Origin of the sequence: Metamycoplasma spumans, from assembly GCF_041026625.1 — a bacterium.
Lineage (GTDB): Bacteria > Bacillota_I > Bacilli_A > Mycoplasmatales > Metamycoplasmataceae > Metamycoplasma > Metamycoplasma spumans.
In genome coordinates, this window is record NZ_CP163393.1 from 151,650 (window position 1) to 165,778 (window position 14,129).

General features: G+C 30.5%; 10 protein-coding genes and 1 rRNA gene. 7 read left to right on the forward strand and 4 right to left on the reverse strand.

Annotated features, from left to right (window positions below):
• Positions 1 to 119: 119 nt before the first annotated feature.
• The 4 genes from AB5V95_RS00635 (at position 120) to AB5V95_RS00650 (ending at position 8,400) form a co-directional block, all read left to right on the forward strand.
• Positions 120 to 3,017: ribosomal RNA gene (locus AB5V95_RS00635) — 23S ribosomal RNA — on the forward strand.
• Positions 3,018 to 3,181: 164 nt separating this feature from the next.
• Positions 3,182 to 4,384: a restriction endonuclease subunit S gene (locus AB5V95_RS00640; RefSeq protein ID WP_369085976.1), complete on the forward strand. Its 1,203-nt coding sequence runs from the start codon at positions 3,182 to 3,184 to the stop codon at positions 4,382 to 4,384.
• A gap of 16 nt (positions 4,385 to 4,400) precedes the next feature.
• Positions 4,401 to 7,631: an HsdR family type I site-specific deoxyribonuclease gene (locus AB5V95_RS00645; RefSeq protein WP_369085977.1), complete on the forward strand. Its 3,231-nt coding sequence runs from the start codon at positions 4,401 to 4,403 to the stop codon at positions 7,629 to 7,631.
• 223 nt (positions 7,632 to 7,854) lie between these two features.
• Entirely contained in the window at positions 7,855 to 8,400 is a 546-nt protein-coding gene (locus tag AB5V95_RS00650; protein ID WP_369085978.1) for a cytidine/deoxycytidylate deaminase family protein, read from the forward strand.
• Between the two features lie 94 nt (positions 8,401 to 8,494).
• Here AB5V95_RS00650 and AB5V95_RS00655 read toward each other — a convergent pair whose 3' ends face one another.
• The 3 genes from AB5V95_RS00655 to msrA form a co-directional block, all read right to left on the reverse strand.
• Positions 8,495 to 9,358, reverse strand: a complete 864-nt coding sequence (locus tag AB5V95_RS00655; protein WP_369085979.1) for a hypothetical protein — start codon at positions 9,356 to 9,358, stop codon at positions 8,495 to 8,497.
• A 180-nt stretch (positions 9,359 to 9,538) separates the two neighbouring features.
• The gene (locus tag AB5V95_RS00660; RefSeq protein WP_369085980.1) at positions 9,539 to 9,739 is read right to left on the reverse strand and encodes a hypothetical protein; all 201 of its coding nucleotides are present in this window, start codon (positions 9,737 to 9,739) and stop codon (positions 9,539 to 9,541) included.
• Positions 9,740 to 9,995: 256 nt separating this feature from the next.
• The gene (gene msrA, locus AB5V95_RS00665; protein ID WP_369086102.1) at positions 9,996 to 10,469 is read right to left on the reverse strand and encodes a peptide-methionine (S)-S-oxide reductase MsrA; all 474 of its coding nucleotides are present in this window, start codon (positions 10,467 to 10,469) and stop codon (positions 9,996 to 9,998) included.
• 144 nt (positions 10,470 to 10,613) lie between these two features.
• On the opposite strand from msrA, the gene AB5V95_RS00670 reads away from it, so the two are divergent.
• The 3 genes from AB5V95_RS00670 (at position 10,614) to AB5V95_RS00680 (ending at position 12,007) form a co-directional block, all read left to right on the forward strand.
• A complete protein-coding gene (locus tag AB5V95_RS00670; protein WP_369085981.1) occupies positions 10,614 to 11,141 on the forward strand; it encodes a hypothetical protein in 528 nt (175 codons plus the stop codon).
• Between the two features lie 166 nt (positions 11,142 to 11,307).
• Positions 11,308 to 11,655: a hypothetical protein gene (locus tag AB5V95_RS00675; RefSeq protein WP_369085982.1), complete on the forward strand. Its 348-nt coding sequence runs from the start codon at positions 11,308 to 11,310 to the stop codon at positions 11,653 to 11,655.
• Complete coding sequence (locus AB5V95_RS00680) at positions 11,600 to 12,007, forward strand: hypothetical protein (RefSeq protein ID WP_369085983.1); 408 nt, start codon at positions 11,600 to 11,602, stop codon at positions 12,005 to 12,007. Before AB5V95_RS00675 ends, AB5V95_RS00680 begins: the two co-directional genes overlap by 56 nt.
• A 324-nt stretch (positions 12,008 to 12,331) precedes the next feature.
• Here AB5V95_RS00680 and AB5V95_RS00685 read toward each other — a convergent pair whose 3' ends face one another.
• Positions 12,332 to 13,966 carry a M28 family metallopeptidase gene (locus AB5V95_RS00685; RefSeq protein WP_369085984.1) on the reverse strand — a complete coding sequence of 545 codons (1,635 nt, stop codon included), beginning with the start codon at positions 13,964 to 13,966 and terminating at the stop codon, positions 12,332 to 12,334.
• Positions 13,967 to 14,129 lie beyond the last annotated feature (163 nt).

A 14,129-nucleotide genomic window follows, 5' to 3' on the forward strand; every position in this document is an offset into this window, starting at 1 on the left:
TTGAAAACTGAATATCGACATTGATATATTAATTAATATTTCAAAGTTTAGATCAACCTATAGAATATTTATAAAAGACAACAATAGGTCATACAACAAATCAAATATAACGAAACAACTATTAAACAAGATAAGAGTTTTTGGTGGATGCCTTGGGTCTGGAAGTCGATGAAGGACGTGATTACCTGCGATAAGCCTCGGTTAGCTGGAAATAAGCTGTTATCCGGGGATTTCCGAATGGGGAAACCTAATTGAGCTAATCCTCAATTATCATATCGATGAATTCATAGTCGAATGAAGAGACACGCTGTGAATTGAAACATCTCAGTAGCAGCAGGAAGAGAAAATAAAGAATGATTCCCTCAGTAGTGGCGAGCGAACGGGGAAAAGCCTAAACCAACACATGTTGTTGGGGTTGTAGGACTACTTACATGAAGTTAAAAAATTTACGTATAGCAGAATAAGTTGGAACGCTTAAACATAGAGGGTGAAATTCCCGTAAGCGAAATGCGTAAATCTTCAAGTAGCATCCTGAGTAGGGCGGGGCACGTGAAACCCTGTCTGAATCCGCCGGGACCACCCGGTAAGGCTAAATACTAACCAGACACCGATAGTGAACTAGTACCGTGAGGGAAAGGTGAAAAGAACCCCGGGAGGGGAGTGAAATAGATTCTGAAACCAATTACTTACAGTTAGTCAGAGCCCGTTAATGGGTGATGGCGTACATCTTGCAGAATGGACCGGCGAGTTATGTCAGCATGCGAGGTTAAGTGGATTAAAGCGAAGCCGTAGAGAAATCGAGTCTGAATAGGGCGCTTTAGTATGTTGATATAGACCCGAAACCAGGTGATCTACCCATGAGCAGGTTGAAACTTAGGTAACACTAAGTGGAGGACCGAACCGTAGTACGCTAAAAAGTGCCCGGATGACTTGTGGGTAGGGGTGAAATTCCAATCGAACTTGGAGATAGCTGGTTCTCTCCGAAATAGCTTTAGGGCTAGCGTGTAGTGTTAAGTGATGGGGGTAGAGCACTGAATATGGAATGGCGGCGCCTAGCCGTACTGACTATAATCAAACTCCGAATACTATCATGTATTACTATGCAGTCGGTACATCGGTGATAACGTCGATGCACGCGAGGGGAACAACCCAGATTGTCAGCTAAGGTCCCAAAATTGTGTTAAGTCAGAAAGGTTGTGGAGTTTCTTAAACAGCTAGGATGTTGGCTTAGAAGCAGCTCACCGTTTAAAGAGTGCGTAATAGCTCACTAGTCGAGAGACTCTGTGCCGATAATTCAACGGGAGTAAAACACAATACCGAAGCTACGGGCATGAAAATGCGTTAGGAGAGCGTTGTAAGGGCGTTGAAGCTAGACCGTGAGGACTGGTGGAGCGCTTACAAGTGAGAATGCCGGTATGAGTAACGATTCAGAGTGAGAATCTCTGACGCCTATTGGGGAAGGTTTCCTGGGCAAGGTTCGTCCACCCAGGGTTAGTCGGGTCCTAAGACGAGGCCGAAAGGCGTAGCCGATGGACAACAGGTTAATATTCCTGTACTTTCTATGAATGTGATGGAGTGACGGGGAGGATAGTACTACCACTTATTGGATTGTGGGGTAAATAATGACTGGGTCGTGCAGGCAAATCCACACGGCGTAACCGGGAGTTATGATGCATAGTGAAATGGCGACAAAGTAGCGAATTGGATGATTCCATACCTCTTAAAAAAGCTTCTAACTTAAGTTCATGGAAACCCGTACCGAGAACGGACACACGTCCCCAAGATGAGTATTCTAAGGCGAGCGAGAAAACTATTGTCAAGGAACTCTGCAAATTCATCCCGTAAGTTCGCAAGAAGGGATGCCCACCCTAAAAAGTGGGCCGCAGTGAATAGTAAGGGGAACTGTTTATCAAAAACACAGCTCTATGCTAAATCGTAAGATGATGTATATGGGGTGACTCCTGCCCAGTGCCCGAAGGTTAAGCAAAGGTGTTAGCTTATGCGAAGCATTGATGTGAAGCCCGGGTGAACGGCTGCCGTAACTATAACGGTCCTAAGGTAGCGAAATTCCTTGTCGGCTAAATACTGACCTGCACGAAAGGAGTAATTATCTCTTAACTGTCTCGACAATAGACTCGGTGAAATTATGGTTCCGGCGAAGACGCCGGAGACCCGCATCTAGACGAAAAGACCCCGTGGAGCTTTACTATAACTTCATATTGGAGTTTGATTTAACATGTGTAGGATAGGTGGGAGACTGTGATGCTTGGACGCTAGTCTAAGTGGAGTCGCCGTTGAAATACCACCCTTGTTACGTTGAACTTCTAACTTGTACCCGTCATCCGGGTAGAGGACAGTGTGTGGTGGGTAGTTTGACTGGGCGGTCGCCTCCTAAAGGGTAACGGAGGCGTTCAAAGTTACACTCAATACGGTCAGAAACCGTATCTTAGAGCATAAAGGTAGAAGTGTGATTGACTGCGAGACCTACAAGTCGAGCAGGTGCGAAAGCAGGACTTAGTGATCCGGCGGTTCTTCGTGGAAAGGCCGTCGCTCAACGGATAAAAGCTACCCCGGGGATAACAGGCTTATCTTTCCCAAGAGATTACATCGACGGGAAGGTTTGGCACCTCGATGTCGGCTCATCGCATCCTGGAGCTGGAGTCGGTTCCAAGGGTTGGGCTGTTCGCCCATTAAAGCGGTACGCGAGCTGGGTTCAAAACGTCGTGAGACAGTTTGGTTCCTATCTGATGTGGGCGTTGGAATATTGATGAGAGCTACTCTTAGTACGAGAGGACCGGAGTGGACGCACCGATGGTGTGCCAGTTGTTTCGCCAGAAGCATAGCTGGGTAGCCAAGTGCGGCAGGGATAACCGCTGAAAGCATCTAAGCGGGAAGCCCCCTCAAAGATGAGTATTCCCTTTTAAATTCCTTATAGACTATGAGGTTGATAGGCTGGAGGTGTAAGTGCAGTAATGCATTCAGCTGACCAGTACTAATAAATTGATAGGTTTAATAGTGAATTCTATAGATAAAGTTAATCTAAATTAAAGTTGTATTCAGTTTTCAGAGAACAAAATATAGCCATTTGGCTATTTTTTTTATACCTTTTTAAACTCTTTAATAAACGCCTTTTAATGTATAATTTTTAATAGTTATTAAAGAATAAAAGGGAGGCGAATATATGAATAAAAAGAATATACCAGAAATTCGCTTTTCTGGGTTTGATGATGAGTGAAAAAATAAAGAATTAGGTCAGATTTATGCAATTAAAGCTGGCGACTTTCTTAGTAAAATGGATAGCTCTGATAAAAATAAAATCCCGATAATTAGTGGCGGTGTCGAACCATTAGGATATACAAATAAATCTAATTTTGAAGCTAATTCTATAACTATCGCAAGAGCCGGAAGCGCTGGCTATGTAAGTTTTCAAGACAAACCTTTTTGACTTAATGATAAGTGTTTTGGCTTGACTGCCATTATTTCTGATATTCATAATTATTTTATGTATTCGTCGCTTTTGAAAAATAAGAATAATTTAGATAGCTACGTAACTTTAGGGACACTTCCTACTATAAAATCAACATCATTAAAAAAAGTAAGTTTTAATATTTGCAATATATCAGAGCAAAATAAAATTGGTGTTTTATTTAAAAATATTGACGATTTGATTAGTAAAACTGAAAAACAATACAATTACTTTAAAAATATTAAAGAATCTCTTTTAAATAAAATGTTTCCTAGTAATTATTCTAATGAACCTGAGATTAGATTCAAAGAGTTCGAGGATGAGTGAAGTACTAATAGATTAGGAAATATTGGGACATTTAGGTCTGCGGGTGTGGACAAAATATATAGAGAACACGATAACAGAGTATACATGATAAATTTTATGGATGTTTATAATAGAAAAATAATAAATGAACATACGTATAAATATTTAATGAAAACAACTGCCACTGTTCAAGAATGTTATAATTGCAATTTAATTAAAGGTGATATCTTAATAACTCCATCTTCTGAAACTATCGGTGATATTGGTATGCCCTTGACAATAAAAGAAACGTTTACAAATGTTGTATATTCATACCATTTAATAAGATTTAGACCGAATAAAGAATTATTCAATATATATTTTTCCGATTATGTTTTAACTTCTGAATTTGTTAGAAGTCAAATGTTATATAAGGCTCAAGGTGTTCAAAGAATTGTTTTGAGTAAGTCTGATTTCGAAGACTTAAATATCAAGTTACCATCATCAGCATCAGAACAAACTAAAATCGGAACATTCTTAAAAAATCTTGATGATCTTATAGAACTTATCAAACAGAAGCATGAAAAGCTTAAGAATATTAAAAATGCATTATTAGATAAAATGTTTTGTTAACTAGAAAGGAATTATAATGAGTTTTAATAGTGAAAAAGAATTTGCTAATAATTTAATACAAGCTTTGCAAGATGTTGGTGGTTGACCTAACGATATTTTAGAATACAAAAGCGAAAAAGACTTGATAAAAAACTGAGCAAATATTATCTATGAAAACAATAGATCAATAGATAGATTAGATAAATATCCTTTAACCGATACCGAAATGGATCAAATAATAAACCAAATTGAAGATAAAAAACCTTTCCATTTAAATAAGGTTGTTAATAATAAGGTTATTAAAATTGTTAGAGATAATAAAGATGATGAAGCTCATTATGGACAAGAAATATCTTTATTTATTTTTGATAAAAAAGAAATAACATCTGGCAAAACTAGATATCAAATTGCTAAAGAAACTTGACATCATAATAGCGATCAAGGATTTAAAAAGAGACGTGGAGATATAACCTTATTAATTAATGGTATGCCACTTATTCATATTGAATTAAAGAAAAGTGGCGTGCCAATATCTGAAGCTTGTAATCAAATACAAAAATATTCAGACGAAGGTGCATTTGGTGGAATATTTAAATTAATACAAATTTTTGTTTGTATGACACCTGAGAATATGTTATATTTTGCTAACCCAGGACAAGGTAATGTTTTTAATAAAGATTACTTTTTTAAATGAGCTAATTTTTATAATGAACCAATAAATAATTGAAAAGAAATTGCAAGAGAATTTTTATCTATTAAAAATGCGCATGAATTAATTGGATATTACACAATATCAGATAAGAATGATGAAACTTTAAAAGTGTTAAGAAGTTATCAATGTTACGCTGTGCAAAAAATTAAAGCTAAGTTTATTGAAAGTCAAAATAATTTCAGTCAAAAAGGTGGCTATATTGCTCATACGACCGGTTCGGGCAAAACTATGACAAGTTTTAAAGCTGCGCAAATTATTGCGGATTTATCTAATAGTTTGATTGAAGAAGATAAATATAAATATCTGCATAAGAAAGTTGTATTCTTAACCGATAGAATAGATTTGGGTGTTCAATCTGTTGGTCAATATAAAAATTTTGCCGAAGATAATGAAACTGTTAACGATACTGCAAATACAACAAAATTATTTAATTTATTAATGAGTAATAATATCCAAGAAACTCTGATAGTTACATCTATTCAAAAAATGAGTAAAATCAATAAAGAAACTTACAGTTTATTTGATTTAGAAAAAATAAATGAAAAGCGCATAGTCTTTATTGTTGATGAATGTCACCGCTCAACATTTGGAAATATGCTTTTAACAATTAAAGAGACTTTTCCAGGGGGTTTATTTTTCGGATTTACTGGGACCCCGATTAAAGAAATTAACAAGAAAAATGATGCAACTACAAGAGAAATATTTGGAGAAGTATTACATACATACTCAATAGTAGATGGTATTAGAGATCATAACGTGTTAGGTTTTGCTAAATATCCAGTGGAAACGTTTACTAATTTACGTCAACAAGTTGCTTTAGATATGGCTGATGCTATCGATTTAGAAGACGCTAAGTTAGATGATGAAAAATGAAGAATATATCAAAAATATTTAGATGCAAATCTTGTGCCGATGGCTTCAGAATATGATGAAGATGGCAAACTGATAAGAAAAGGAATTGAAGAACTAGCAGGCAATGACATTTATGGACCTGATTATAAATTTAAAAAAGATGGTAGTTTAAGCCTTGATTATCATAAAGTAAAAGTAGTTGAAGATATTTTTAAATGTTGAGACACACTAAGTAATAGAAGTAAATTTCATGCTATTTTTGCGACAGCTTCTATTAAAGATGCAATTGAGTATTACACATTATTAAAAGATAAGAATCAAGAAACTAATAAAGGTTTAAAATTTGCTTTTGTTTTTGATAATTCTGATGATAATTCCGATAGCTCATTTGAAAAAAATAAAGCAACTATGGAAATGCTTAACGATTATAATAAAAACTTTAATAAAAGTTTCACTTTAGAAAACTTTGATTTATTTAAAAAAGACTTAGCCTCTAGATTATCTCATAAAGATTCTTATAAAAATATTCATAAAGATCGTTCGGGAGTCCTAGATTTAGTAATTGTTGTTAGACAAATGCTAACTGGCTATGATTCAAAATGAGTTAACACTTTATATCTTGATAAGGTTTTAGAATATGAAGAATTAATTCAAGCATTCTCTAGAACAAACCGTTTATTTGGACGCATATCTGAAAGCGATGATGAAAAACCATGAGGTAATATTAGATACTATCGTAAACCTTACACAATGAATGTAAATATTGATAATGCTTTTAGACTATATTCAAATAGTCAGGAAAGCATAGTCTTTGCAGATAAAATTGAATCTAATATTAAAAAAATTAACGATATAGCTAATCAGATTATTGAAACATTTGAACAAGAGGGAATTGAAAACTTTTCAAAATTACCAGACGATCAAAAAGTTGCTCATGATTTGGTTTCTAAAATTAATAATTTGGCCAAATTAATAACAGCAGTTAAGTTACAAGGTTTTGTGTGACCTGAAGATCAAGAAAACGACTATAATGAAATACTAGGCGAAACTATTGAATATGATATAAATATCGATAAAGATGCCTTTGAGACTTTAATGATAAGGGCATCTGAATATGTTTACGAAAAAGAAGTTGATAAAGAACTTCCAAATAGATATCATCATTTATATGAACTTGAAGGCGGATTAAAAGCAGCTGAAGTTAGTTATGTTGACTATAATTATTTAGAAAAGTTCTTTAGCAAGCTTATTATTGTTAAAAATGACCCGAAATTAAGTGAAGATATAATAAAAGAACTTAATAAAAGCTTTGCTAAATTAAGTCCTAGCGAACAAAACTGCGCTGATAGAATTATTATTGATGTTTTATCTGATAAATTAAAAGTAGAAGAAGGTAAGACTTTTAAATATTATTTAACTTACTATATGGAAAATACTCGTGAAAGTAAAATAAAAGACGTTGCTGATAATACTGGTATAGACATAAATAAGTTTAATGAATTTATTAATACAGTTCGCATTGATTCATTTAATGAATATGGCAAATTAGACAATTTATTACTTAACCTTGATAAAACAAAACTAAAAGAATTTTTAGAAAGTAAACTAAATATAAAAATTGAAAAAATGCGTGATGTTAATAGATTATTTGAAAACTTTATAAAAGATTTTGTTATTAGTATAATTAAAGATTATCGTCACTAAAATTTAAGCGAATTAGTTAAAATTCGCTTTTTTTATTTTAAAAATCGATCAATTTATCTTAAAATTTACATCATTATAAAAAAATATGTTAAAATATTATCAGTTCAATTCGATGAATTGGATTAACATAGTTAATATCTTATCCGAGCGTATGCTTATTTCTCTGAATAATAGAATTGGAGACCTGCGGGGCTCCTTTTCGTTTTTATGGTAGAATATTACTATGAACTTACAAACTAAAAAAATTATTTTTGATCAAAATAAAGACAATATCAAATGAGATATTTATTTTATGTCATTGGCTAAATTATCAGCGATGCGTTCAAAAGATCCAACCACCAAAGTTGGTGCTTGCATCGTTAGCCCAACTAATTATGTTATTTCATTAGGATACAATGGTATGCCGACTTCATATAACAATTTTGAAGTTAATAACGATGAATTATTTACCTGAGATAGACCACATTCATCAGGCGACATTATAAATTCAAAATATACCTATGTTGTTCATGCTGAAGCTAATGCAATAATTAATGCTAACCTAACCAGTTCAAAAATTGAACCAAACTCAACTATTTATGTAACTCATTCACCTTGCTATAACTGTGCTAAAATGATTGTTCAATCAAAAATATCACGGGTATATTATGCAATTGGATACAAACCTGATTCTGAAGATTTTTTAGCTTCTGAAAAGATCTTCAAAGCTTATGGTATTGAATGTAAACAAATTGAAAACGATTTTGATATTGATTTTAAAATTAAATAAAGGACTCTATATTTAAAAATATATTCAGAAGAAAAATCTCTGAATATATTTTTTACTGTTTAAAATATATCTTAATAAAAGCTAAACTGTGATTTTAGTATTCTAATTTAAAAAAAGGAAAAACATTTCTTTGGAAGCCGTCAATATTATATTCTTTTATATATCATTCAAGTTCTTCACCAAGAGAAACGGGATAATATCTATATGCAAATAGTTTTATTTCTGCACTATCTTTGTCGTTAAAAATTCTAATCATGATATTATCAATAACATCAACATCAATACCATCTTTATTTTTGATTTTATTAGTTTTATATTCATAAATAATCGGTGATGACACAACGTGCTCATTCATAAGTTGGAAAATGTTTTCATAGTCATTTTTTAAACTAATATAATCAACATTAGAAAATGGTATTTTGAAGTTTTCAATTTCTTTAAATGGTGTTATAAAAAACTTTTTAAAATTAAAATCCTTAATATTTATTGCAAATTCTTTATCTATATACATAAGAGTAAGATCTTTTCTATCTTTTAAAAAAATAGGAAGCTCTTTTATCAATTGTTGTTCTGTTAAATTGTTATAGTTAGTAAATGTAAAATGTATTGGAATAATGTAATAATCTTCGTTTTTTATAGTTTTTAAAAAGTTTAAAAGTTCATCTGATTTATTCTCTGTTTTGAAAACCAATTTTACAAATGGTTTTTCAATGACTATTTTATTTTCTTTTTGAGCGTTTTTATACAAAGAAGGATCGACTAAATATTCACGTTTAAGCAAAGCTCCAGGCCCCAGTTCTTGTTTTTCTTCTTGTTTGTTATTTTTGTCATTTTCTTCTTTTTTGATGTTTTTATCATCATTTATATTCTGAATTGGTTTATTTATACAACTTTGTAATAAAATTGGTGAAAATGCACATACACTGCAAAATAATATCTTTGATAAATGTTTTTTCATTATTTAATAAAACCTCGTTTTCTATTTTTTTTAATTTTGTTTCTATTTATATATCCATAACAAGTTCAAAATAAATCATTTAAGGGCGTTTCTTTTCTTGTTTTAAATAAGCTTCGTAATTTACATAATGAGTATTTATATTATCATTAAATATTGAGCATTCACCACCCTTATATGTAACTATATAATGTCATTATTAGCATCTTCATAATTTTTACTGACGATGCTTATATTTTCATCTAACCTTACTGTTAGTTTGGTGAAATTGCACGCGCCTATTTTTTTGTAAAGATCTTCTTTATCGATATTTATGTTTTCATTGTTTGTATTTAAATTAGTAGATAAAACAATCATTGGCAACAAAGAAATAGAAGGTGTCATTATATACTTCATTATTTTCTTAAATATAATTTATCTTTTCTCCCGACCATTTACATCCATATACTTATTTTATAACTTTTAAACTTTGAACCTATAAATTTGAATAATTAATTGAAAAAAAATACTAAAACTACACATATTTGTAAATAAATAATGCTATTGTGTTCAATAATATAACTATTTATATTCAAATCCTTGATTTTTAAAATAAAAAACCTGTTCGATTTTTTACGAACAGGTATTGAAGAATTTGTTTTTAATGACCTTTAATGTGGCAATATCCATTAGGGTTTTTGTCTAAATAATCTTGGTGATATTCTTCTGCTAAAAAGAAATTTTGTAAAGCTAAATTTTCAGTTACGATTGGTTTATCATAGTTTTTAGCAACCTCTGATAAAGATTTCTCGATAGCTTGATAATCTTCATTATCTGTGTAATAAATACCATTACGATATTGCGATCCAAAATCTTCTGCTTGGAAATTTAATGATGTTGGATCAACTACTTTAAATAGCATTTTAATTAAATAATCTAATGAAACAATGTCGGCATCATATTTAACATATACAGTTTCAACGGCGTTTGTTAAAGAAGTTTTAACTTGTTCATAGCTTGGGTTTTCAATATTTGAGTTAGCATAACCAACTTTTGTATCTAAAACACCATTAATTTTTTTTAGATATCATTGAACGCCTCAGAAGCATCCACCAGCAATATATATATCTTTAATTTTCATAATCTCTCCTTTGAATTTGTATTTTACTTATTAATTATATAAATAATTGATTTTTATTAATAAATCAAATAAATTTTTATTATTAAGAGCTAATAATTTGCTTTATTTTTATACTTATTAATTTATAATTAATTAATCATGAATGATAATAAAAAAGTAGATAAAAGACATCAAGTAAATGAAAATCTGATTTCATATTTTGATCAAGAAATTAATAAAATAAAGAAACGTAATTCAACAATTACATTTTTCCAAATAATATTTGGAATCCTAATTATTATTTTCAACTTAGCAATCATTGCCTTGGCGGGTTATGCGCTATATTTAGGCAAAATTAAATATGATTCAGAAATTAATAGTAATCCAAATAGTAAGCTAGCCAGATCGATTGTAATTTCAATTATAGTGGCATTTTTTACTATATTTTTATTCATGATGGTTATCACACAGTCTATTTATAAAATTTTTGCTAAAACATCTATTTACAAGCGAATTTATAAGTCAATAGATTATTTAGAAAAGATTTATGTAAATGATGATAAGTTTACGACTAAGGATTATATAAAAAATGTTGAACAAGTTGAATTAATGAAAAACTATAAGCCAAAGCAGAAGCTTAAAGATGTTATACTAAAATCACTAAAAGGTGAAAAAGATGACAACTAAACCTGTTAATAAAAAAACCTTAACTAAACATAAATCTGAGGATTCTAGTTTAGTTAAGGTTGTAAAAAGCTATTATAAAAATTTGATTATAAAAACTCGACTTTGAGTCTGAATTTATGTAACTTTAAATTTATTAATATTTATCGTTACTGTTATTCTGTCAATAATGAGCTCAATTCAACTTTATTATAACTTTAAAGCATTTGGCGAAGATTCGTGACAAACTTATTTATTAATAACGACAGCCATCACTGCCGGAACAACATTTTTTACTAGTGTGATTTCATTTTTCACAATGAGAAAACGAATTTTAAAATATCAATCAAGAATTCAAAAAATTGCCATAGAACTATTTTTACACAATGAAAAATTAGGTGTTTATCACTATAAAACCAGAGATTTACAACTTTATAAAAAAGTATCCGTGATATCAAATTTAGATTACAGAGGAATTGTTTATGCCGAGAAAAAAAACAAACAAAAAAGATCTACAATTAGTAGCAAAGCATCGTAAAATTTGCAAAAACTATTGAAAAAAACACATAATCTCTCGTCTTATTTATATTGTCATTGGTCTAATTATCATGGTGGTTTCATCACTTCAAATTATCTTAAACTTATTTGCGATTAGATGAAATGAAGACAAAACTTTAAAAACAATTTTTTTAATGATTGCTATTTTATCTTCAGTTATCGTATTTATTGAATCAATTTTAATATTCTTTGACTTTAAAACGAATAAAGAAGAAAATAATCTTAAATTAAATAACTTACAGAATTTAAAAGAATCTTATTTAGCCGACCCTAAATCAATTAAAATTCAAAAGTTAGCTGAAGAAATTTACGACATCAGTAAAGACAAATAGTCAACAAAATATATTGTTTTATATATTGAAAAATCTGGATATTAAGCTCCAGATTTTTTATTAGCATTGTTTATACTATACTAGCTTTAAATTTTCATATGTAGGTAAATTGACAAAATTATAATTACATATTAAATTTGTATGAGTATTTATTAATATTATTGATATTCTTTATTGTTGATTTAATCTTGATATTTTTTAATTTATCGCTTAATTTAAGTTAAAAATTTAAATATGGATAGTTATTAAGCCGTAATGGAATTTGTAATTCTATACCATTTTGATATTAAAAAAATTGGCGTATTATAGCCAATTTTTTGTTTATTAAATAAAGTATTTAAATTCATTTTTTTCAATTTGATACATTGATGTAAAGTAAGCTTTTAATGTTTCGAATACTGTGTCTAATTGTCTATAGAAAGTAGTTCCTACATTTTCGTTTACTCATTTAGGAGTATCTAAATCTGAGTGTCAAATATCTCCACCAATAGCGTATGTTTTTCTTTCTCCAGGGAAATCTTTTAATGTGATTACTCCGCCATTTAGTTGTCTTGGTATTAATTCAACTGTGCTACCGTCTTTTAAAACTCAAGCTTTAGGGTTATCGGTTTGTGCATATCCATCGTATTTACCACTGTGTGATTTTAATGAGAAGTTAGTTGATTCAATATATGCTGCAGGGATTTTAGCTTTTAAATAGAATGGAGCGTGGTCTGATCAATCTCCTGTTTCTCCTGGCTTAAATTCATCGTGAGAGAACATTGGGTGAATTTCTAATTCTTGTGTGATGTCATTTAAATTAATACTTCTGATTCTTGAAACTGCATTAATTTGGTCACGAATAATTGTTGAAACATTTCCTTTTGCTGCATTTGATGAATCTGGTGAGTGAATGTACATTCTGTCTCCACCGGCAACTGTATCCATGTTAATCATACCGATTGAATTTTTTAACATTTCATTTGTTTCGTTACTATTTTCTTGTTTTGATGTTAAGAATTGTTTAACGAATGCTTCAGAACCTAATTTTCCTAATTCTTCACCATCAACAAACATAACGTGTAATCTAACACCAAGTGTTTCTCTGTTTTCTGGTTTTGCATAGTGTTCTAATATTCTTAAACTTACAGAAACACCACTTGCGTTATCTGTTACACCTCATGATAATCCTTTAGGACCTGTTGTATTTGTTGAGTCATAGTGTGATACAAGATAAAAATCTTTAGCTGTTGATTTAGCGGCATTTGTTGGGTTAATTGTAACAATTAAGTTATTTCCAATATTGTTTGCGTTTGTTTTAGATGTACTGAATAGAAAACCTTGTGTAATGAAACCATCTTTTTTAAGATTTTCTGTCATTTGTTTAACTGTTGGTTCAAATTCACCAGCTTCTTTAAATGTGGTTATTGATTTTTTACCAAGTTTGGTAATTTCTGTATCTGTAGCTTCTGAAAATTCTCCATCAGTTGTTGATCTAATATTTTGTGTAGGATATGTTATAAATTGTGGATCGTTGTTTTCGTATCCTAAGTCTTTAACTTTTTGTTTGATTACTTCGTATGCTCTATAGCTTCCTAAAATTAAATCTTCATCTTTTAAATCTTCATTATCTGATAATGGGTATTTAGGTTGTAGAACTTCGCTTGTTAATTTTTTGCCTTCTGGTAGTTTAATACCATAGTAATATGTAACTGGTACATCTTGATTTTTTCTATTTTTTACTGTTGTTTTTTCAGTAACTAATGATTCTTCTTTGAAACTGAATGAGTTAGATGCTAGTCTTGCACGTGTTTTTTGAATAAAGTCATTGAATACTTTATATGATTCCATGCTTTCATATTCGGCTGGTTTAGGTGATGCTGTAGCATAACCAACACCAATACCAACGGCTAATGCAGTTGGAATTACTAAGGCTCCAGCTGTAATTAGACTAACTTTTAATATGCTTTTTTTGTCCATTTATTCTCCTATTTTGTTTAATTTAAATCTTTGTATAAAATGTATACTTATTATTATTTTAATGTAATTTTTCTAATTATTTATTTTTTGATGCAGATACTTAATTTTTTTGCAATAAATTTAATAATTAAAAAATAAATATTAAAATTATTAATATAGGTTT